Below are 19,200 nucleotides of genomic sequence, written 5' to 3'. Positions count from 1 at the left end.
AGCGATACATACTCGATCCGCACAGGGAGATGAAAATGTATTACCGCCTGACCGGTCTGGTTTTGGCCAGTTTACTTTTGCTGGGATGTGCCAGTTCTAAGCCTGACAACGACGCGCCGCCGCAACGCAGCGATCCGCTGGAAGGCTTTAACCGTACCATGTTCAACTTTAATTACAACATACTGGATCCTTATGTTGTACGCCCCGTCGCAGTGGCATGGCGTGATTATCTACCTGCGCCGGCGCGCTCAGGAGTGAGTAATTTCCTGGGCAACCTGGATGAACCCTCCAGCATGGTCAACTACTTTCTGGAAGGAGATCCGCGTCGCGCGATGATTCACTTTACGCGCTTCTTCCTTAACACCACGCTGGGGCTGGGTGGTTTGATCGACGTGGCGGGCAAAGCCAACCCGGCGCTGGCGCGTGAAGAGTCGCACGGCTTCGGCAGCACGCTGGGCCACTATGGCGTCGGCTATGGTCCTTATGTGGAAGTGCCGGGCTATGGCAGCTTTACGCCACGTCAGGAGGGCGGCGACACCGTCGATCTGCTTTATCCGCCGCTGGGCTGGCTAACCTGGTGGATGTCGGCGGGCAAATGGGCGCTGGAAGGTATTGAGACGCGCGCGCAGCTGCTTGACTCCGATGCGATCCTGCGTCAGCAGAACGATCCTTATGCCTTTGTGCGTAACGCTTATTTCCAGCGTAACGATTTCCTGGCGAACGGCGGCAAGCTGAAGCCGCAGGAAAATCCAAATGCGAAAGCGATTCAGGGCGATCTGAATGATATTGATGCCGAATAACAGACATTATTAAAAGCAAAAAGGCGGCCCGCGGGCCGCCTTTTGTTTATCTGCGTTAAGGCATCAGAACTTGTAGTTAAAGTTTGCGCCGTAGAGCCAGGCTTTACCGACGGAATTAAAGGTGTATGGGCCTTCTTTTACCGTGACGTGCTGCCCGTGCATATAAGAAAGCCCCACATCCACCGAGGCCGCATCGTTAAACGCATAGGAAGCGCCGGCGCTCAGCCAGAGACGATCCTGGTCAGGAATCGAGATAGAACGCTTGTCGGCCGGAACCGGGCTGTCATCAAAGGCGATACCGGTGCGGAAGGTCCAGTTATCGTCATAGTTATAAGTGGTGCCCAGCGCAATACGGTACGCATCGCGGAAACTTTCATCTTTCTGAAACAGCGTCTGGCCGCTGGTGCCGGTCGCTTTCAGCTCCTGGAACTGGCTCCAGCTGGTGTAGGTCAGGCTATAGTGAACCGCCCACTGCGGCGCTACTTTATGCCAGCCCGACAGCTCCCACATTTCAGGCAGATCCAGCGTCAGATAACCCGGCGTTGTGCTGCCGTTGGTGCCATACAGGCCGGAGGATTGCAGCGCCGGATTCAGGGCAGAAGGCAGGCTACTCTTATAGGCGCCTTTGAAATCGATATCAACTTCAGAGCGATAGCTCAGACCGAAGCGGTTGTTCTTATCCACTTCATACAGAATTCCGGCGTTCCAGCCGTAACCCCACTCATTGCCTTTCAGATAAGAGATTTGGGTATCGGCAGGCAAACGGTATTGCGCAAAGGTCTCGCCAGCATAGCGCTCGATTTTCGCACGGGCATAGACCGCATCAAAACCCACGCCGAAACTGAAATGGTCATTCAGGCGGTAAGCGGTACTTAAATTGAGGTTGCTGGTCATCAGGTCGGTTTCACCGGCATAGGGACCGGCGGCGTAATTATGGCTGTATTCTGTCGCCAGCCCGTAGTTGGTTGTGGCTGATGCGCCAATCCACCATTGATCGTTAATCGGATGGACGTAATGGATATTGGGTACCCATTCGGTCGGGGTAATATTATTGGCACTCAGGCTTCTGCCGCTCGGGCTGGTTCCGCTGATATCCACATCCGCATCGATAAACACGGCGCCGATCGAGAACATCGGACGATCCATCAACGCCATGGTCGCCGGGTTGCGGCTCGCTGAGGCAGCGGTGTCGCCCATGGCGCCTTCGCCTGAATAGGCGCGCCCCAGGCCGATTGATGAAAATTCATTAAGCTGAAAGCCAGCGGCATAAACCTGAGAGGAAACAAGCGCCACTGCAGCCGCCACGGCTGATTTTATAAACAGGTTTTTATGGTTCATGACCACAACCTCATGTGAATTATTATTTATCTGTTACGTCGCGTAACAAGGACGGCGGATTCCAGGCGATGATCTGAAACCTGGAGATCGGACCAGTGCGGCAAGTATAGGTCTGACCTGTGTCCATGTTGCAATATTGTTTTTTAAATATTTCCTAATTGATCGATAAAATCAGATCTGCATAACAAAAAGCGGGGGGGACCGGTTTAGCATAAAACGTCTGATTTGTTTTGGATCAAATTTTATTGTGATATTCGTCACTTAGCGCTGCAATCATAGCGATAAATGTACGAGGGGCGTACACTTTCCAGCAGAAATTTGCACATTCATTGCAGGAAACCGTCAGGAGAAAAAGATGACTGAGGCCCTTAAAAACCGTAGTGCTAACGAAACCGCTGCCTGCTGCTGCGTCGATGTCGGCACGGTTATCGATAACAACGATTGCGCTGCCAGCTGGTCACAAATGTTTACCAACCATCATGAGGCCGAAGCAATGCTGGCGAGCCTGACGGAAAAGGCGCGTCAGGTCGAATCGGAACCCTGCAACATTAACGCGCGTAGGGTGGAAACCAGCGAAGGCGTACAACTGAATGTTGATTTCACCTTTGCCTGTCAGGCGGAAGCGATGATTTTTCAGCTGGGATTACGCTAACCACAGGGCCGCCGTTGCGCGGCCTTTTTCTTTTGTTTCGTGTGCTTATTCTCAATTTTCCTCTCCTCTGTTGGCGAGCGCCGCGCTTCTGGTTAACACTGTGGATCAGGTCTGACCTCTTTTGGCAATGACGCCAGGTTCCGATTCACAGGTGAAAATAATGAGTAAAGCGCAGCCGCTGCTGACGCGTCAGGGCGATCGCATCGCCATAACCCATGGCTTACGTACGCCGTTTGTCCGCCAGGCTACCGCGTTTCATGGCATTCCTGCCGTGGAACTGGGACGGATGGTGGTCAGTGAATTAATGGCGCGTAGCGAAATGCCTGTCGATGTTATCGAACAGCTGGTATTTGGTCAGGTGGTACAGATGCCGGAAGCGCCTAATATCGCGCGTGAAATTGTGCTCAGCAGTGGGCTGAGCGTTCATACCGACGCGTACAGCGTCAGTCGCGCCTGCGCAACCAGCTTTCAGGCGGTGGCGAACGTGGCGGAAAGCCTGATGGCTGGCACTATCCAGGCGGGTATCGCTGGCGGTGCTGACTCCTCATCGGTGTTGCCGATTGGCGTCACGAAATCCCTGGCGCGCGCGCTGGTGGACCTCAATAAAGCCCGTGGTTTTTCCCGTAAGCTCAAGGTGCTGAAGCGCCTGCGTCCGCGCGATCTGTTGCCGGTGCCGCCGGCGGTAGCGGAATACTCAACCGGCCTGCGCATGGGCGATACCGCCGAGCAGATGGCGAAAAGCTGGCATATCAGCCGGGAGCAGCAGGATGCGCTGGCGCACCGCTCGCATCAGCGAGCAGCACTGGCGTGGCAATCAGGGAAGCTGGCGCAGGAAGTGATGCCTGCGTTTGTACCACCCTGGAAAGCGGCGGTTGAGCAGGATAATAACGTGCGTATGAATTCCATTGCAGCGGATTACGCACGTCTGCGCCCGGCTTTTGATCGCTATCATGGCAGCGTTACCGCAGCCAACAGCACGCCGCTTACCGACGGCGCTGCCGCGCTGATTCTGATGAGCGAGACACGCGCGCGCGCGCTGGGCTTCACGCCGCTGGGCTATCTGCGCAGCTACGCCTTCACCGCCATTGATGTCTGGCAGAACATGCTGTTGGGACCCGCTTATGCCTCGCCGCTGGCGCTGGATCGGGCCGGGATTGCCCTGAATGACCTCACGCTCATCGATATGCACGAAGCCTTTGCTGCACAAACCCTGTGTAACCTGAAGCTGTTTAACGATAGGCGCTTCGCCCGCGAGACGCTGAATCGTCCTGAGGCGTTGGGGGAAGTGAATGAGGAAAAATTCAACGTGCTGGGCGGGTCCATCGCCTACGGCCATCCCTTCGCGGCGACCGGCGCGCGCATGATTACCCAAACGCTGCATGAGTTGCGACGGCGCGGCGGCGGCCTTGGCCTGGTGACCGCCTGTGCGGCAGGCGGATTGGGCGCGGCGATGGTGCTGGAGGTGGAAGCATGACGCAAACCACCGCTTTTCATCTGCAGATGCGCCCCGATAATATCGGCGTGATTACCATTGATGTGCCTGGCGAGAAGATGAATACCCTGAAGGCGGAATTTGCCACTCAGGTGATGGAGGTGATTACCCAGGCGCGCCGCAACAGCCAGCTTGTGGGTTTGGTACTCATCTCCGGTAAGCCCGACAATTTTATTGCCGGCGCGGATATCAGCATGATCGATCGCTGCCACAGCGCCGAAGAGGCGACGGCGCTGTCGCGTCAGGGACAGGAGGTGATGGCTAACATCGCCGCACTCCCTTTCCCGGTCGTGGCGGCGATTCATGGCGCCTGCCTTGGCGGCGGACTGGAGCTGGCGCTGGCATGCGATGTGCGCATCTGTACGCTGGATGAGAAAACCCGGCTTGGTCTGCCGGAAATGCAGCTGGGGCTGCTGCCCGGCACCGGCGGCACACAGCGTCTGCCGCGTCTGATTGGCGTCTCGCAGGCGTTAACGTTGATGCTGAGCGGCAAAACGCTGCGGGCCGGACAGGCGCGCAGGCTGGGCCTGGTAGACGATGCGGTGCCGCAGGCGATCCTGTTGCAAACCGCCCTTGAGCAGGTCGTGAAGGGGAAAAAGCCGCAGCGCACGTTGCCGACGCGCGAAAAGTTAATGCAGGCGCCGCTGGCACGCCATGCCTTATTCGCCATCGCGAAGAAACAGACCAATCGCAAAACTCACGGCAATTATCCCGCCGCCGATCGCCTTATCGATGTTGTGCGTATCGGTGTGGAGCAGGGCAGCCGCAGCGGCTTTGACGCGGAGGCGCGCGCCTTTGGCGAGCTGGCGATGACGCCGGAATCCGCCGCGCTGCGCAGCCTGTTTTTTGCCACTACGGCGATGAAAAAAGAGAGCGGCGCGCAAGCGCAGCCGCGTGAGATTGCCTCGCCAGGGGTGCTGGGCGGCGGCCTGATGGGCGGCGGCATCGCCAGCGTCACGGCGCTGAATGCCGGGCTGCCGGTGCGTATCAAAGATGTCAATCTGAGCGGCGTGAACCATGCGTTGCAGCACAGCTGGGATCGCCTGAGTGAAAAGGTGAAGCGACATCAGCTCAAACCCACGCAGCGTCAGCAGCAGATGGCGCGCATTAGCGGCGGCACCGACTATCAGGGCTTCGCCCGGCGTGATCTGGTGATTGAAGCGGTATTTGAAGATCTCGCTCTGAAACGTCAAATGGTGAGCGACGTAGAGCGGCATTGCCAGCCGCAGACCATTTTCGCTTCGAATACCTCTTCGCTGTCGATTGCGGAGATCGCGGCCGGTGCGCAGCGGCCGGAAAATATTATCGGTCTGCACTATTTCAGCCCGGTGGAAAAAATGCCGCTGGTAGAGGTGATCCCCCATGCCGCCACCTCAGCGGAAACCATCGCCACTACCGTAGCCCTGGCGCGCAAACAGGGCAAGACGCCGATTGTGGTGGCCGATCGCGCGGGCTTTTATGTCAACCGTATTCTCACTCCCTATATAAATGAAGCGATGCGTTGCCTGCTGGAGGGGGAGCCGATTGAACATATCGACCAGGCGCTGGTGAAGTTTGGCTTCCCGGTCGGCCCGATCCAGCTGCTTGATGAGGTCGGCATCGATGTCGGCAGTAAAATCGCGCCGATTTTGCTACAGGCGTATGGCGATCGTTTCGCAGCACCCACCGCTTTTGAGGCCGTTTTACAAGACGGGCGCAAAGGGCGGAAAAATGGCAAAGGTTTCTATCTTTATACCTCGTCGCGCTGGCGGGGTAAGAAAAAGCCCGATCCCGCTCTCTATCGTCTGTTAAAACTGGAGGTAAAATCGCGGCAGAGCAGTGAGCAGATTGCTACGCGATGCGTGATGATGATGCTGAATGAAGCGGCACGCTGTTTAGAGGAAGGCGTGATTCGCTCAGCACGTGACGGCGATATCGGCGCGGTGTTCGGCATCGGCTTTCCGCCTTTTGTCGGCGGGCCGTTCCGCTATATGGATCAATTGGGTATTGCCAGTATCGTCAATACATTAGGTAATTTAATGCAGCAACAGGGCGACCGTTTTACTCCCTGCGACGCGCTGCGGCGGCGCACCGATATGCAGGAGAAATTTTACATTTCTGCATAAAAAGTGAATAGCCACAGCGATTCAGCGGGTTAGAAAAAGGGGCGCGCAGAGGGTCACCGGGAAGCAGTCTGAGAAGCTGCTTATTTATTAAACAACCAGTTGACCGGGCTAAGGCGTTGGGGTACAACACAGCGTTCATTCGCAGAATGAAGAGTCGACCAGCAGGCTGGTCGGCGATCTCTAATCAACAGCGGTGCTTTATGCAAGTTTTTATCATGCGTCACGGCGATGCTGCTCTCGAAGCGGCAAGTGATTCAGTAAGACCTCTTACTCATTGTGGTTGCAATGAATCACGTCAGATGGCGAGCTGGCTAAACGGCCAGGCACTGGATATAGAACGTGTACTGGTCAGCCCTTATCTGCGTGCAGAGCAGACACTGGCGACGGTACGTGAAGCGTTAAATCTACCGGCAGAACAGGAAGTGTTACCGGAACTTACCCCAGGCGGCGATCCGGGACTGGTGGCCTGCTATCTGCACACGCTGGCCAAAGAGGGCGTTAAATCGGTACTGGTGATCTCTCATCTGCCGTTGGTCGGCTATCTGGTTTCTGAACTCTGCCCGCAGGAAGCGCCGCCGATGTTTGCTACCTCCGCCATTGCCTGCATCAATTTCGATGCCGACAACTGCGAAGGCAAGCTGGAATGGCAGGTAAGTCCTTCCAAACTGGCAAAAGCGATGTAATCGGCGCTGGGCCGAATGACCGGCCCAATCCCTTCTTAAGGCAACTCAGGCGGTTGCCACTCTTCCACTTCAATCAATACCAACAGCGCCGCGTCGCCGCCAAACATTTTTGGCGCCTGATGAAAAGCCATCACGTGCGGATGCTGCGCCAGCCAGAGCGGCGTTTGCTGCTTGAGAATATGCTTGCCGTGGCCGGTCATCACGCTGGCGCAAAACAGATGCTCGCGACGACAGGCGGCGATCAGCGCACCCAGCTCCTGCTTGGCCTGCTGCTGCGTTAAGCCGTGCAGGTCGAGAAAAATCTCTGGCGTATAATCGCCGCGCCGCAATTTTTTCAGCTCGTAATGACTGACGTCGCTGCGTACATAGCGCACCGGACCCTCGGTAGATAACAACGGCTGAAACTCATCGGAAAAATAGTGGCTGTTATCAGCCTGCTCCGAAAGCAGACGTTTTAACGGCAGTTCCCGCGTTTTTACCCCTTTCTTATGCACGATGGTGTCATGTTTCAGCTTGCGCGTCCCCGTCATCAACTGGCGGAAAAGCGCTTTATCATCGCTGCTAAGCGGATCTTTTTTACTCATTGGATCGTCATTGTTACCAGAATAAGGCTGCATCCCAGCCGGTGGCGTTACCTTAACCTTAAGCGTAAACAAAAGTCAGCTTTTTCACGCTGCTGCGCTGAATTCTGCCCGGCTTCATGGCAAACTATCGGCCGATTCAGCAAATGGCCTGCGGAGGGCTACGTGGACAAAATTTTCGTCGATGAGGCAGTCAATGAACTGCACACCATTCAGGATATGCTGCGCTGGACCGTCAGCCGCTTCTCTGCGGCCGGTATCTGGTACGGTCACGGCACGGATAATCCCTGGGACGAAGCGGTTCAACTGGTACTGCCCACGCTCTGGCTGCCGCTCGATATCCCGGAAGATATGCGCAACGCGCGTCTTACCTCCAGCGAACGCCACCGCATCGTTGAGCGCGTGATTCGCCGCGTCAACGAGCGTATCCCGGTCGCCTATCTCACCAACAAAGCCTGGTTCTGCGGCCATGAGTTTTATGTCGATGAACGCGTGCTGGTGCCGCGCTCGCCGATTGGCGAGCTGATCGACAACTGCTTTGCCGGTCTGATCGACAGCGCGCCGCGTCACATTCTTGACATGTGCACCGGCAGCGGCTGCATCGCCATTGCCTGTGCTTACGCCTTCCCGGAAGCGGAAGTGGATGCGGTAGATATCTCCACTGATGCGCTGGCCGTTGCCGAGCAGAACATCGAAGAGCATGGCTTAATTCATCAGGTGACGCCTATTCGCGCCGACCTGTTCCGCGAACTACCTGCGGTGAAATATGACCTGATCGTCACCAATCCGCCCTACGTGGACGCGGAAGATATGGACGATCTGCCGGGCGAATATCGCCACGAGCCTGCGCTGGGGCTGGCGGCGGGCAGCGATGGCCTGAAGCTGGTGCGCCGTATCCTCGCCTGCGCGCCGAACTACATGAGCGAGCAGGGCGTGCTGATTTGCGAAGTGGGCAACAGCATGGTGCACATGATGGAGCAGTATCCCGACGTGCCCTTTACCTGGCTGGAGTTTGACAACGGCGGTGACGGCGTCTTTATGCTGACGCGCCAGCAGATCGTTGATGCGCAGCATCATTTCTCTTTCTACAAAGATTGATTGACGGGCGACTGATCGCCCCGCAACAAGGAACCACCATGGCCGGAAACAGTATCGGGCAACTTTTTCGAGTAACCACCTTTGGCGAGTCCCACGGTATTGCGCTGGGATGCATTGTTGATGGCGTGCCGCCGGGCATTCCACTGACCGAAGCTGATATTCAGCACGACCTTGATCGTCGTCGCCCCGGCACCTCGCGCTATACCACGCAGCGCCGCGAACCGGACCAGGTAAAAATCCTTTCCGGCGTTTTCGAAGGCGTTACCACCGGGACCACCATCGGCCTGTTGATTGAAAACACCGATCAGCGCTCGCAGGATTACGGCGCCATCAAAGATCTGTTCCGCCCCGGCCATGCTGATTACACCTATGAGCAAAAATATGGCCTGCGCGATTATCGCGGCGGCGGGCGCTCTTCCGCGCGTGAAACCGCGATGCGCGTCGCGGCGGGGGCGATTGCCAAAAAATATTTGCAGATAAAGCATAACATCCAGGTTCGCGGTTATCTGGCCCAGATCGGCGACGTTGCCTGCGAACTCAAGGACTGGAGCATCGTTGAGCAGAACCCGTTTTTCTGCCCGGATGCATCCCGGCTGGAGGCGCTGGATGAGCTGATGCGTAACCTGAAGAAAGAGGGCGACTCCATTGGCGCCAAAGTCACGGTGATGGCGGAAAATGTGCCGCCGGGCCTCGGCGAGCCGGTGTTCGATCGCCTTGACGCCGATCTGGCCCATGCGCTGATGAGCATCAATGCGGTGAAAGGCGTGGAAATCGGTGACGGCTTTGCGGTGGTGAATCAGCGCGGCAGCGAGCATCGTGATGAGATCCGCGCCAGCGGTTTCCAGAGCAACCATGCCGGCGGCATTCTCGGCGGCATCAGCAGCGGTCAGGTTATCAGCGCCAATCTGGCGATGAAACCGACCTCCAGCATCACGGTGCCGGGTAAAACCATTACGCGTCAGGGCGAAGAAGTGGAGATGATCACCAAAGGCCGTCATGATCCCTGCGTAGGGATCCGCGCGGTGCCGATCGCCGAGGCGATGATGGCGATCGTGCTGATGGATCATCTGCTGCGTCATCGCGCCCAGTGCGCCGATGTGGTTTCCACCGTGCCACGCTGGTGATGTTATGAAGCGCGCTTTACTCACCGTCGCGGCGCTGTTGTTCAGCGCCGCTGCCCTGGCAGCCACGCCCTGGCAGAGCATTCGTCATCCGATTAGCGGCACGCCTCAGTCGATTGGCGGCTTTGCCAATGGCTGTATCGTGGGCGCAGAGCCGCTGCCGCTCAGTTCGCCGGACTACCAGGTGATGCGAACGGATCAGCGCCGCTATTTCGGCCATCCCGACCTGATCCTGTTTATCCAGCGTCTCAGCACCCAGGCCAATAATTTACAGCTGGGCCAGGTACTGATCGGCGATATGGGTATGGCGGCGGGCGGGCGCTTTAACAGCGGTCACGCCAGCCATCAAACCGGTCTCGATGTCGATATCTGGCTGCAACTGCCGAAAAGCCGCTGGTCGACGCAGCAACTGCTGAAGCCGCAGCCGCTCGACCTGGTGGCCGCTGACGGCAAAAGCGTGCTGGCACGCCACTGGCAGCCGCAGATCGTCAGCCTGATCAAGCTGGCGGCGAAAGATGATCAGGTCTCGCGCATCTTTGTTAATCCGGCGATTAAAAAGCAGCTTTGCGTGGATGCCGGGGCCGATCGCGACTGGCTGCGCAAGGTGCGTCCGTGGTTTGCCCATCGCGCCCATATGCATGTGCGTCTGCGCTGCCCGCCGGAGAGCCTGGAATGTCAGGATCAAGCGCCGCCACCGCCGGGCGACGGCTGCGGCGCCGAGTTGGAAAGCTGGTTTGCGCCGAAAAAACCGGGCGCCGGTGCGCCGGTTAAACGCGAGCCGCCTCCGCTGCCGCCATCCTGTCAGGCGCTGCTGGATAAACATTTACTCTAAGGGATCACATGGATTGGTTCGTTGTCAGTCCGCTGGTTGTCGGACTGTTGTTTTTTGTGGCGATGCTGGCCGCCTTTATCGACTCTATCGCTGGCGGCGGCGGGTTGCTTACCGTGCCGTCGCTGCTGGCCGCCGGTCTGTCGCCCGCGCAGGCGCTGGCCACTAATAAGCTACAGTCGGTCGGCGGCTCTTTTTCCGCCAGCCTTTATTTTATTCGCCGTGGCGCGGTAAAGCTGAGCGAGCAGAGGCTGAACATCGCCATGACCTTTATCGGCGCGATTCTCGGCACGCTGCTGATTCAACATTTGCAGGCGGATATGCTGCGTCAGGTGCTGCCGCTGCTGCTGATCGCCATCGGCCTGTGGTTTTTGCTGATGCCGCGCCTCGGCGAGGAGGATCGCGCGCGACGCCTGCACGGTTTGCCGTTCGCCCTGCTGGGCGGCGGCTGCGTCGGCTTTTACGACGGCTTTTTTGGCCCCGGCGCCGGCTCTTTCTATGCGCTCGCGTTCGTCACCCTGTGCGGCTACAACCTGGCGAAATCCACGGCGCACGCCAAGATACTGAACTTCACCTCCAACTTCAGCAGCCTGCTGTTCTTTATGTTCGGCGGCAAAGTGGTCTGGGCAACCGGCTTAATCATGATGGTCGGCGCCTTTTGCGGCGCGCGACTGGGGGCAAGACTGGTGCTGAGCCGGGGTCAGAAGTTAATTCGACCCATGGTGGTGATCGTCTCGGCGGTAATGAGCGCCAAACTGCTGTGGGACAGCCACGGCAGCGAAATTCTGGCCTGGTTCGCCAGCCTGTAACCCTAACTCGTCACTCCGGGTGCCTGATGTCACAATGGCACCAGTTTTTTTGCATGAAGATACCATGACCACTACGCATCATTACCAACAGCTGATTACGCTGTTCGATCGCTGCTTCAGCGATGATTTTCAGACCCGCCTGATTAAAGGCGATGATGAACCCATTTATCTTCCGGCTGATGAGGAATCGCCCTGGAACCGGGTGGTGTTTGCTCACGGCTTTTACGCCAGCGCGTTGCACGAAATTTCGCACTGGTGCATTGCGGGCGCGGAGCGGCGCAAGCAGGTGGATTTCGGCTACTGGTACTGTCCGGATGGCCGTGATGCCCTGACGCAGAGCCAGTTCGAAGCGGTAGAAGTCAAGCCTCAGGCGCTGGAATGGATGTTTTGTGTTGGGGCGGGCTTTCCCTTCAACGTAAGTTGTGACAATCTCGACGGGGATTGTGAACCGGATCGCATCGGCTTTCAGCGCAAGGTTCACGCTCAGGTTATGTCCTATCTGGCGAACGGGATCCCCGCACGGCCAGCGCGTTTTATTGAGGAACTGGGTAAATTTTATGGCACGCCGCCGTTGACGGCGACACATTTTCCCTGGCCGGAAGATCTGTGTTGAACGGCGTGATGATGACGAAAGAGGAATTGAGATGATCGCAGAATTTGAAGCGCGTATTCTGGCCCTGATTGACGATATGGTTGACCACGCCAGCGATGATGAGCTGTTTGCCAGCGGTTATCTGCGTGGTCACCTCACGTTAGCCGTCGCGGAGATTGAGCATTCCGGCGAGCATACGCCGGAAGCGCTACAGATCCAGGTAACCAACAGCCTGCAAAATGCCATCGCTGCCGGTGAGCTTTCGCCGCGCGATCAGGCGCTGGTAATCGGCATGTGGGACAATCTGTTTTTACAGGCGCGTCAGTCCGCCTGATGGCAGGGCGGTTCGCCGCCCTTGCTGCTTATACCGCTTTCCCCTTCAGCAGTTTTCTCACCCAGTAACGATTCGGATTCAGCGCAGCCAGCGTGGCGGCATCCAGCGGCTGAGGCTCGCCCGCCAACTGCGCCGCTAATACTTCTGCCGCCAGCGGCGCGCTGCACAGTCCGCGCGAACCGAGCGCGCCCAGCAGATAAAGTCCCGGCCAGACCGGCGCGGCGGCAATCGTCTCCGCCTGGGTTCGCTGTCGGGAAAGATCCGCATACTGCGCCAGCGTGGCGTCATAATCCGGCACGCTGCCCGCCATAGCCAGATGATCGCGCGTGGCGCAGCGAACGCCCATGCGCGCCTCGCCCGCGCTGACATCGACATCGTGCGGCCATTCCACGTCCGGCAGGCAGCGCAGCAGGCGATCGCGATTCTCCTGCTGATCCTCAGCACGATAATGGGTATCCGTATCGCCGCGATGGTAGCTGGCACCGATACAGTGTGAGCTGAACTGCGGGCTGACCGGCGTAAGATAGCCATCGTAGCAGAGCACCGTTTTCAGCGCCGCCAGGCCGCCGCAGGAGGGCACATGGCTTACCTGACCCGCCACCGCATAGATCGGCAGTCTGGCGCTCTGGCTAAAGTCGCCTGAACGATGGCCTGTCGCCAGCACCACCTGCTGATGACGCACCGGCTGCCGTGCAGAAAAATGCAGTTCCCAGCCCGCATCGGTTTGCTGCAGATCGGTTAACGCATGCAGCCAGTGGATGCGTAATCCTTTTTCTTCCGCCAGCGTCAGCATTGACGCGGTAAGCTCCGCCGGCGACAGCCAGCCGCCTTCGGGATAAAAAATGCCGCCGCTGCCGAGGGCAACCCCTGCCAGCGCTTCGGCCTGAACGCAATCCACGCCGTGAGCAATCGCCTCAGGCAATCCCATGCTCAGCATCTGATCGATCTTCTCAGCGCTTTTGGCATCCCAGCCGAGCTGCAACACGCCGCTCCACTGGTGCTCAAAGTGCAGCGGCAAATTATCGTACAGACGGCGGGCAAAGCTGAAGGCGGCGGGGAAAAACTGCGCCAGCGCCGGATCGTGCTGATTGAGCAACGGATAGAGCGCCCCCTGACGGTTGCCGGAAGCGCCAAGGGCCGGAGCCGCATCGGCGCAATAGAGCGTTACGCGCCAGCCACGCCGCAGCAGCGCCAGCGCCAGGGTTGCGCTGGCGACACCGCCACCGATTAATGCAATCTCGTTACTGCCCGCCGCTGGCCGGGCGTACCAGGGCGTCGTGGCAGGCAGTGACGGCGCATCGTTCAGGCTGCCGCAGAGCATCTCCCGCTTGTGGCCGAAACCTTTGCGTTTGCTGACGTGAAAACCCGCCTGCTGCAAGCCGCGCCGCACAAAGCCCGCCGCGGTAAAGGTAGCAAGGCTGCCGCCAGGTCGCGCCATTTGCGCCATGGCGCTGAACAGCTCCGGCGTCCACATATCGGGATTTTTGGCCGGTGCAAAGCCGTCGAGAAACCAGGCATCAACCTGACGTTGCAGGCTGTCATCAAAACTCCCGATAAGCTGGTTAATATCGCCAAACCAGAGGTCCAGCGTAATACGGCCCTGATCGAACAGCAGGCGCTGACAGCCGGGCAGGGCGGCGGGCCACTGCTGCTGAAGCTGACTGGCGTATTCCGCCAGCTCCGGCCAGTGGGCATGCGCGGCGCTGAGATCGGCCTGCGTCAGAGGAAATTTTTCGCAGCTGATAAAGTGCAGACGCTTAAGCACTGCCTGCGGCTGCTGCGTGCGAAAGCGATCGAATGCCTGCCACAGGGCGAGAAAATTCAGGCCGGTGCCGAAGCCGGTTTCCGCTGCGATAAATAAGTCGCGATCGTGGCGGGCGAAACGCGCCGGAAGATCGTTGCCGCCAAGGAACACATAGCGCGTCTCTTCCAGGCCATTATCGTTGGAGAAATAGACGTCATCAAAAGCTCGGGAAACAGGTGTACCCTGTTCATTCCAGCTCAGCTTTGCATGTTCAACCGGGGTCAACTTCACAGGGAAAGGCTCACTCATCAGGCGGTAGCGCGATTTTAACCATCGCCGTGACATGACGCAAATTTACAAAAGGAAATGGCTGATCGGACTTGTTCGGCGTACAAGTGTAAGCTAGAGTGCTCCTCAATCAAAAGAAGTGGAAGAGGAAGAGTGAATGAAACGTGCAGTGATTACTGGCCTGGGTATCGTTTCCAGCATTGGTAATAACCAGCAAGAGGTTCTGGCATCCCTGCGTGAAGGGCGTTCCGGTATTACTTTTGCACAGGAGCTGAAAGATTCCGGCATGCGTAGTCACGTCTGGGGCAACGTCAAGCTCTCTAAGGACGAGATCGCCAGCCTCATCGATCGCAAAGTCCTGCGTTTCATGAGCGATGCATCAGCTTATGCTTATATCTCTATGCTGGAAGCGGTGAAAGATTCCGGCCTGACCACTGAACAGTACCAGAATAATCCGCGCGTTGGCCTGGTGGCCGGTTCGGGCGGCGGTTCGCCGTTCTACCAGGCGGCCAGCGTTGACGGCATGCGAGCCAAAGGCCTGCGCGGCGTGGGACCTTATATGGTCACCAAAGCGATGGCTTCCGGCGTTTCAGCCTGTCTGGCGACGCCGTTTAAAATTCACGGCGTGAACTACTCCATCAGCTCTGCCTGCGCCACTTCCGCACACTGTATCGGTAACGCGGTCGAGCAGATCCAGCTGGGTAAACAGGATGTGGTGTTTGCTGGCGGCGGCGAAGAGCTGTGCTGGGAAATGTCCTGTGAATTCGATGCGATGGGCGCACTCTCGACCAAATACAATGAGACGCCGGAAAAAGCGTCACGTACCTATGACGCCGAGCGCGACGGCTTCGTTATCGCCGGCGGCGGCGGCATGGTGGTGGTGGAAGAGCTGGAACATGCGTTGGCGCGTGGCGCGCACATTTATGCCGAGGTTGTCGGCTACGGCGCGACCTCAGACGGTGCGGATATGGTTGCCCCGTCAGGCGAAGGCGCAATCCGCTGTATGCGTATGGCGATGCAGGGCGTGGATACCCCGATCGACTATCTGAACACGCACGGCACCTCCACGCCGGTTGGCGATGTGAAAGAGCTGGGTGCGATTCGCGAAGTGTTTGGCAATAAATCACCGGCGATGTCGGCAACCAAAGCGATGACCGGCCATTCACTGGGTGCGGCAGGCGTGCAGGAAGCGATCTACACCCTGCTGATGCTGGAGCACGGCTTTATCGCACCAAGCATCAACATCGATCAGCTGGATGCGGCGGCGGAAGGCCTGAACATTGTGACCAAACCTACCGAGCAAAAGCTGACCACCGTGATGTCCAACAGCTTCGGTTTCGGCGGTACCAACGCCACCCTGACCATGCGTAAATATTCCGCCTGATCCGTCAGGCAAATCTGAGGCGCCGATGCAGGAACCTCATCCAGAGCCAGCGATGCTGGCTCTGAGTTTTTGACATCCTCTCAATCCCTTGCCACACTCCTGACCCGCAGTCTCTCGTTTCGTATGCGTTTACGTTAACCAATGCACGCCTTTTCTCTTTAATCAGAGAATATCTTCATGTGTGCAAGGATTTTGCCATTCCGGCAGGTCTCTGAACAGGGAGTTACGTTATTCATGCCGTCTGCATCCGTTAAGCCATCCGCTTCCCCAACCTTTTCGCTGGCCTGTGCCGCTTTTGCTGTGTTTCTGACTTATCTCACCGCCGGGCTGGCGCTGCCGGTTATACCGCTCTATGTCCATCAGTCGCTGGGAATGAATAATGTGATGGTCGGCGTGGCGGTCGGCATACAGTTTTTCGCCACGCTGCTGACGCGCGGCTTTGCCGGGCGCAGAGCCGATCAGCATGGCGCAAAGCTCACCACGCAACAGGGAATGTTCGCTATCGTGCTGGTAGGGATAGCTTACCTGGCCGCCGCGCTATTGCCGTTGCCGCCGCTGGCGACCTTTGGCCTGCTGGCGCTGGGGCGTCTGCTGCTGGGCTTTGGTGAAAGCCTGCTGTTGACCGGCAATCTCACCTGGGGCATGGGGCTGGTGGGGCAGAAACGTTCCGGCCTGGTGATGTCCTGGAACGGGATGGCGATTTACGGCTCGCTGGCCGCTGGCGCGCCCCTTGGGCTGCTGATTTATCACCGCTGGGGCTTTGCCGGCGTAGGGGGCGTCGCGATTGTATTGCCGCTGCTGGCGCTGTTGTGCAACTGCTGGATAAAGGCAGTGCCGGTGCTGGGCGGCGAGCGTCCATCGCTGCGCAGCGTGGTGCGCAGCATTTTTCAGCCGGGCCTGGCGCTGGCGTTACAGGGCGTGGGATTTGCGGTAATCGGCACCTTCACCTCGCTCTATTTCGCCGCGCAGCACTGGAATAACGCAGGTCTGGCGCTCACCGCCTTTGGCCTGGCGTTTGTGCTGGTACGTCTCTTATTCGGCGGTTTGCCCGATCGTCACGGCGGCATCCGGGTTGCGCTGGTTTCGTTGCTGGTTGAGGCCGCTGGCCTGCTGCTGCTGACGCTGGCAACCCAGGGATGGATAGCGCTGTTGGGCGCGGCGCTGACCGGTGCCGGCTGCTCGCTGATTTTCCCGGCGCTGGGCGTGGAGGTAATCAAGCGCGTTGCGCCGCAGATACGCGGTACGGCGCTGGGCGGCTTTTCCGCCTTTCAGGACATCGCCTATGGCGCCAGCGGCCCGCTGACGGGGCTGCTCGCCACTGCTGCGGGTTATGGCGCGGTTTATGCCGCCGGGGTGTTCTGCGCGCTGCTCGGCGTTATGGTGACCCTGCGTTTTTCCCGTAGCGGCTGAACAGCTGCGCCAGTTTGTCGCAGCCCGCGACAATCTCTGCGCGCTCCAGGGCGGAGAAACCCAGAATCCAGCCCGGCGTCGCCGTGGCACCAGTATAAAGCGGCGACAGGCGTGGCAAGGTCAGGCCGAGCTGTGCAGCCTGCGCCGTGAGCCGTGCTTCATCGCCATGATTCAGCGTGACAGTAAGCTGCAGACCGCCCGGCGCAGGCTGCGGCCGAAGCCAGTCAGTGAGCTTTGTTTCCAGCTGTTGCAGCAGCAGGTCACGTCGGCTGTGATAGAGCTGACGCATCAGGCGCAGATGGCTGGCAAAATGGCCCTGCTGTAAAAAAGCCGCTGTCACCGCCTGCGGCAGCAGCGCGCTGTGTCCATCCATCAGGCTACGCGCCTGGCCGAACGGCGCTACCAGCTCCGACGGCAATATCATCCAGGCAAGGCGCAAAGAGGGAAACAGCGATTTAGAAAAGGTGCCGAGATAGATGACGCGCTCATAGCGATCGAGTCCCTGCATAGCAGGCACAGGTCGATCTTCATAATGAAATTCGCTGTCATAGTCATCTTCAATCAGCCAGCTATTATGCTGGCGCGCCTGGTTAAGCCAGTGCAGGCGGCGCGCCAAACTCATGGTTACGCCGGTGGGATAGTGATGCGAAGGCGTGAGATAAATCAGCTTCGCGCCCCCGGCGGTGGGCACAGCGCCTTCGCCATCCAGCGCTATGCCGCGACAGCGTGCGCCGGCAGTAAGAAAAGCGTTGCGCGCGCCGGGATAGCACGGCTCTTCCAGCCAGACCTCATCGCCAGGATCGAGAAACATCATTGCCAGTAACTGCAGCGCCTGTTGGGAACTGGTCAGAATCACCACCTGGCCGGGCCGACAGCGCACACCGCGCGACAGCGCAACATAGTCAGCTACCGCTTCACGCAGCGGCATATAGCCCAGCGGATCGCCATAGCGCATCACCGCAGCGCCCAGTGACCGCTGCGCACTGGCGGTTAAGCGCCGCCAGAGCAGATGCGGAAAAGCGCGTAACTCCGGCGAACCAGCGGCAAAAGCGTGCGGAAAAGGTGGATCCTGACAGCCGCCGGTTATCAGCACCTGCTGGCCGCGGGCAGAAAAGGCAGGAGGGCGGACAGAGCGTTTAACCTGCGGCGCGGCGGGAAGCGTAATCGCTACAAAAGTGCCGCGTCCGGTTTCGCGCAGCAGATAACCTTCGCTTTCCAGCTGACCATAAGCTGCCTCCACCGTCACGCGGGAGAGGCTCAGATCCCCGGCCAGCTGGCGCGTGGAAGGCAGCTTTTGCTCATAGCGTAAATGGCCGGCAGCGATGGCCTGCCGCAAGGTTGCGCAGAGACGATCGCGCAACGTGCCTTGCGTCTGATGTTGAAAAAGTTGCAGCAGCGGGGAAGTCATATGGGTCTTATCACCGGGCAGAAATGGGTATCATCCAGCAGTCCACTTTGCCGTACACTGGACCCACTACACAACAGGAGATTCGCTATGTCATTCGTACTCGCCTTTCCCGCCGCCAGCGCGCAACAAAGCCTCGACTATTTGCGCCACAAGCTCGCCTTCTATACCGATGCCTGGGATCTGGCGGAAGATTTAGCGCAGGGCAGCACGGCAATCGTGGCGATCGATGCGCGCGCTAAAGAGGCTTACCGCAGCGGCCATATCTGCGGCGCGATCGGCTTTCCCCACCGCACCATAAATGCGGCAAGCACCGCGCATCTGGATCGCAGCAAAGTCTATGTCACCTATTGCGACGGCATTGGCTGTAACGGTTCCACCAAAGCGGCGCTAAAGCTGGCGGAGCTGGGCTTTCAGGTGAAGGAGTTGATTGGCGGACTGGATTTCTGGAAGCGCGACGGCCATCCGCTGGCCTGGGGCGATGCGCCGGGAGAGTGGCCCGGCACGACGCCAGCCGCAGAGTGCGGCTGCTAAT

18 protein-coding genes are annotated in these 19,200 nt (G+C 58.5%); 14 read left to right on the top strand and 4 right to left on the bottom strand.

The genetic code is table 11. From position 1 onward, the window contains the following. Positions 1-35: 35 nt before the first annotated feature. Positions 36-800, top strand: a complete 765-nt coding sequence (gene mlaA, locus ABU178_RS13540; RefSeq protein WP_397215807.1) for a phospholipid-binding lipoprotein MlaA — start codon at positions 36-38, stop codon at positions 798-800. A gap of 63 nt (positions 801-863) precedes the next feature. On the opposite strand, the gene fadL is transcribed toward mlaA, so the two are convergent. After that, complete coding sequence (gene fadL, locus ABU178_RS13535) at positions 864-2,138, bottom strand: long-chain fatty acid transporter FadL (protein WP_397215639.1); 1,275 nt, start codon at positions 2,136-2,138, stop codon at positions 864-866. 355 nt (positions 2,139-2,493) lie between these two features. Between fadL and ABU178_RS13530 the strand changes: the two genes are divergently transcribed. The 4 genes from ABU178_RS13530 (at position 2,494) to sixA (ending at position 7,070) form a co-directional block, all read left to right on the top strand. Beyond that, positions 2,494-2,790: a YfcZ/YiiS family protein gene (locus ABU178_RS13530; RefSeq protein ID WP_397215637.1), complete on the top strand. Its 297-nt coding sequence runs from the start codon at positions 2,494-2,496 to the stop codon at positions 2,788-2,790. 160 nt (positions 2,791-2,950) lie between these two features. Continuing rightward, on the top strand, positions 2,951-4,264 hold the full coding sequence (fadI, locus tag ABU178_RS13525; RefSeq protein WP_397215635.1) for an acetyl-CoA C-acyltransferase FadI: 1,314 nt from the start codon (positions 2,951-2,953) through the stop codon (positions 4,262-4,264). Next, on the top strand, positions 4,261-6,387 hold the full coding sequence (fadJ, locus tag ABU178_RS13520; protein ID WP_397215633.1) for a fatty acid oxidation complex subunit alpha FadJ: 2,127 nt from the start codon (positions 4,261-4,263) through the stop codon (positions 6,385-6,387). Before fadI ends, fadJ begins: the two co-directional genes overlap by 4 nt. 200 nt (positions 6,388-6,587) lie before the next feature. Continuing rightward, positions 6,588-7,070 (top strand): phosphohistidine phosphatase SixA, encoded by a 483-nt coding sequence (gene sixA / locus ABU178_RS13515; RefSeq protein WP_397215631.1) that lies wholly within the window; start codon positions 6,588-6,590, stop codon positions 7,068-7,070. Positions 7,071-7,105: 35 nt separating this feature from the next. On the opposite strand, the gene smrB is transcribed toward sixA, so the two are convergent. Then, positions 7,106-7,654 (bottom strand): endonuclease SmrB, encoded by a 549-nt coding sequence (gene smrB, locus ABU178_RS13510; RefSeq protein ID WP_397215629.1) that lies wholly within the window; start codon positions 7,652-7,654, stop codon positions 7,106-7,108. 162 nt (positions 7,655-7,816) lie between these two features. Here smrB and prmB point away from each other — a divergent pair, with 162 nt between their 5' ends. The 6 genes from prmB to ABU178_RS13480 all read left to right on the top strand — a co-directional run bounded on the left by prmB (position 7,817) and on the right by ABU178_RS13480 (position 12,434). After that, positions 7,817-8,749 carry a 50S ribosomal protein L3 N(5)-glutamine methyltransferase gene (gene prmB / locus ABU178_RS13505; RefSeq protein WP_397215627.1) on the top strand — a complete coding sequence of 311 codons (933 nt, stop codon included), beginning with the start codon at positions 7,817-7,819 and terminating at the stop codon, positions 8,747-8,749. Between the two features lie 38 nt (positions 8,750-8,787). Beyond that, positions 8,788-9,873: a chorismate synthase gene (gene aroC, locus ABU178_RS13500; RefSeq protein ID WP_397215625.1), complete on the top strand. Its 1,086-nt coding sequence runs from the start codon at positions 8,788-8,790 to the stop codon at positions 9,871-9,873. Between the two features lie 4 nt (positions 9,874-9,877). Continuing rightward, a complete protein-coding gene (gene mepA / locus ABU178_RS13495; protein WP_397215623.1) occupies positions 9,878-10,702 on the top strand; it encodes a penicillin-insensitive murein endopeptidase in 825 nt (274 codons plus the stop codon). An 8-nt stretch (positions 10,703-10,710) separates the two neighbouring features. After that, on the top strand, positions 10,711-11,508 hold the full coding sequence (locus tag ABU178_RS13490) for a sulfite exporter TauE/SafE family protein (protein WP_397215621.1): 798 nt from the start codon (positions 10,711-10,713) through the stop codon (positions 11,506-11,508). Between the two features lie 64 nt (positions 11,509-11,572). Next, positions 11,573-12,121, top strand: coding sequence for an elongation factor P hydroxylase (locus ABU178_RS13485; protein WP_397215619.1), 549 nt, complete (start codon positions 11,573-11,575; stop codon positions 12,119-12,121). Between the two features lie 31 nt (positions 12,122-12,152). Then, positions 12,153-12,434, top strand: a complete 282-nt coding sequence (locus tag ABU178_RS13480) for a YfcL family protein (RefSeq protein WP_397215618.1) — start codon at positions 12,153-12,155, stop codon at positions 12,432-12,434. Between the two features lie 28 nt (positions 12,435-12,462). Here ABU178_RS13480 and mnmC read toward each other — a convergent pair whose 3' ends face one another. Further along, complete coding sequence (gene mnmC, locus ABU178_RS13475; protein ID WP_397215616.1) at positions 12,463-14,469, bottom strand: bifunctional tRNA (5-methylaminomethyl-2-thiouridine)(34)-methyltransferase MnmD/FAD-dependent 5-carboxymethylaminomethyl-2-thiouridine(34) oxidoreductase MnmC; 2,007 nt, start codon at positions 14,467-14,469, stop codon at positions 12,463-12,465. A 154-nt stretch (positions 14,470-14,623) separates the two neighbouring features. Here mnmC and fabB point away from each other — a divergent pair, with 154 nt between their 5' ends. Further along, complete coding sequence (gene fabB, locus ABU178_RS13470; protein WP_397215614.1) at positions 14,624-15,850, top strand: beta-ketoacyl-ACP synthase I; 1,227 nt, start codon at positions 14,624-14,626, stop codon at positions 15,848-15,850. A gap of 234 nt (positions 15,851-16,084) precedes the next feature. After that, the gene (locus ABU178_RS13465) at positions 16,085-17,260 is read left to right on the top strand and encodes an arabinose transporter (protein WP_397215612.1); all 1,176 of its coding nucleotides are present in this window, start codon (positions 16,085-16,087) and stop codon (positions 17,258-17,260) included. On the opposite strand, the gene pdxR is transcribed toward ABU178_RS13465, so the two are convergent. Beyond that, the gene (gene pdxR / locus ABU178_RS13460; RefSeq protein ID WP_397215610.1) at positions 17,226-18,668 is read right to left on the bottom strand and encodes a MocR-like pyridoxine biosynthesis transcription factor PdxR; all 1,443 of its coding nucleotides are present in this window, start codon (positions 18,666-18,668) and stop codon (positions 17,226-17,228) included. The two genes, ABU178_RS13465 and pdxR, sit on opposite strands and share 35 nt — an antisense overlap. Before the next feature lie 87 nt (positions 18,669-18,755). On the opposite strand from pdxR, the gene ABU178_RS13455 reads away from it, so the two are divergent. After that, positions 18,756-19,199, top strand: coding sequence for a rhodanese-like domain-containing protein (locus ABU178_RS13455; protein WP_397215608.1), 444 nt, complete (start codon positions 18,756-18,758; stop codon positions 19,197-19,199). The last annotated feature ends 1 nt before the right edge of the window (position 19,200 follow it).

Source organism: Pantoea osteomyelitidis (assembly GCF_044342975.1).
Lineage (GTDB): Bacteria > Pseudomonadota > Gammaproteobacteria > Enterobacterales > Enterobacteriaceae > Pantoea > Pantoea osteomyelitidis.
This window is presented reverse-complemented; position numbering and strand designations above follow the sequence as displayed.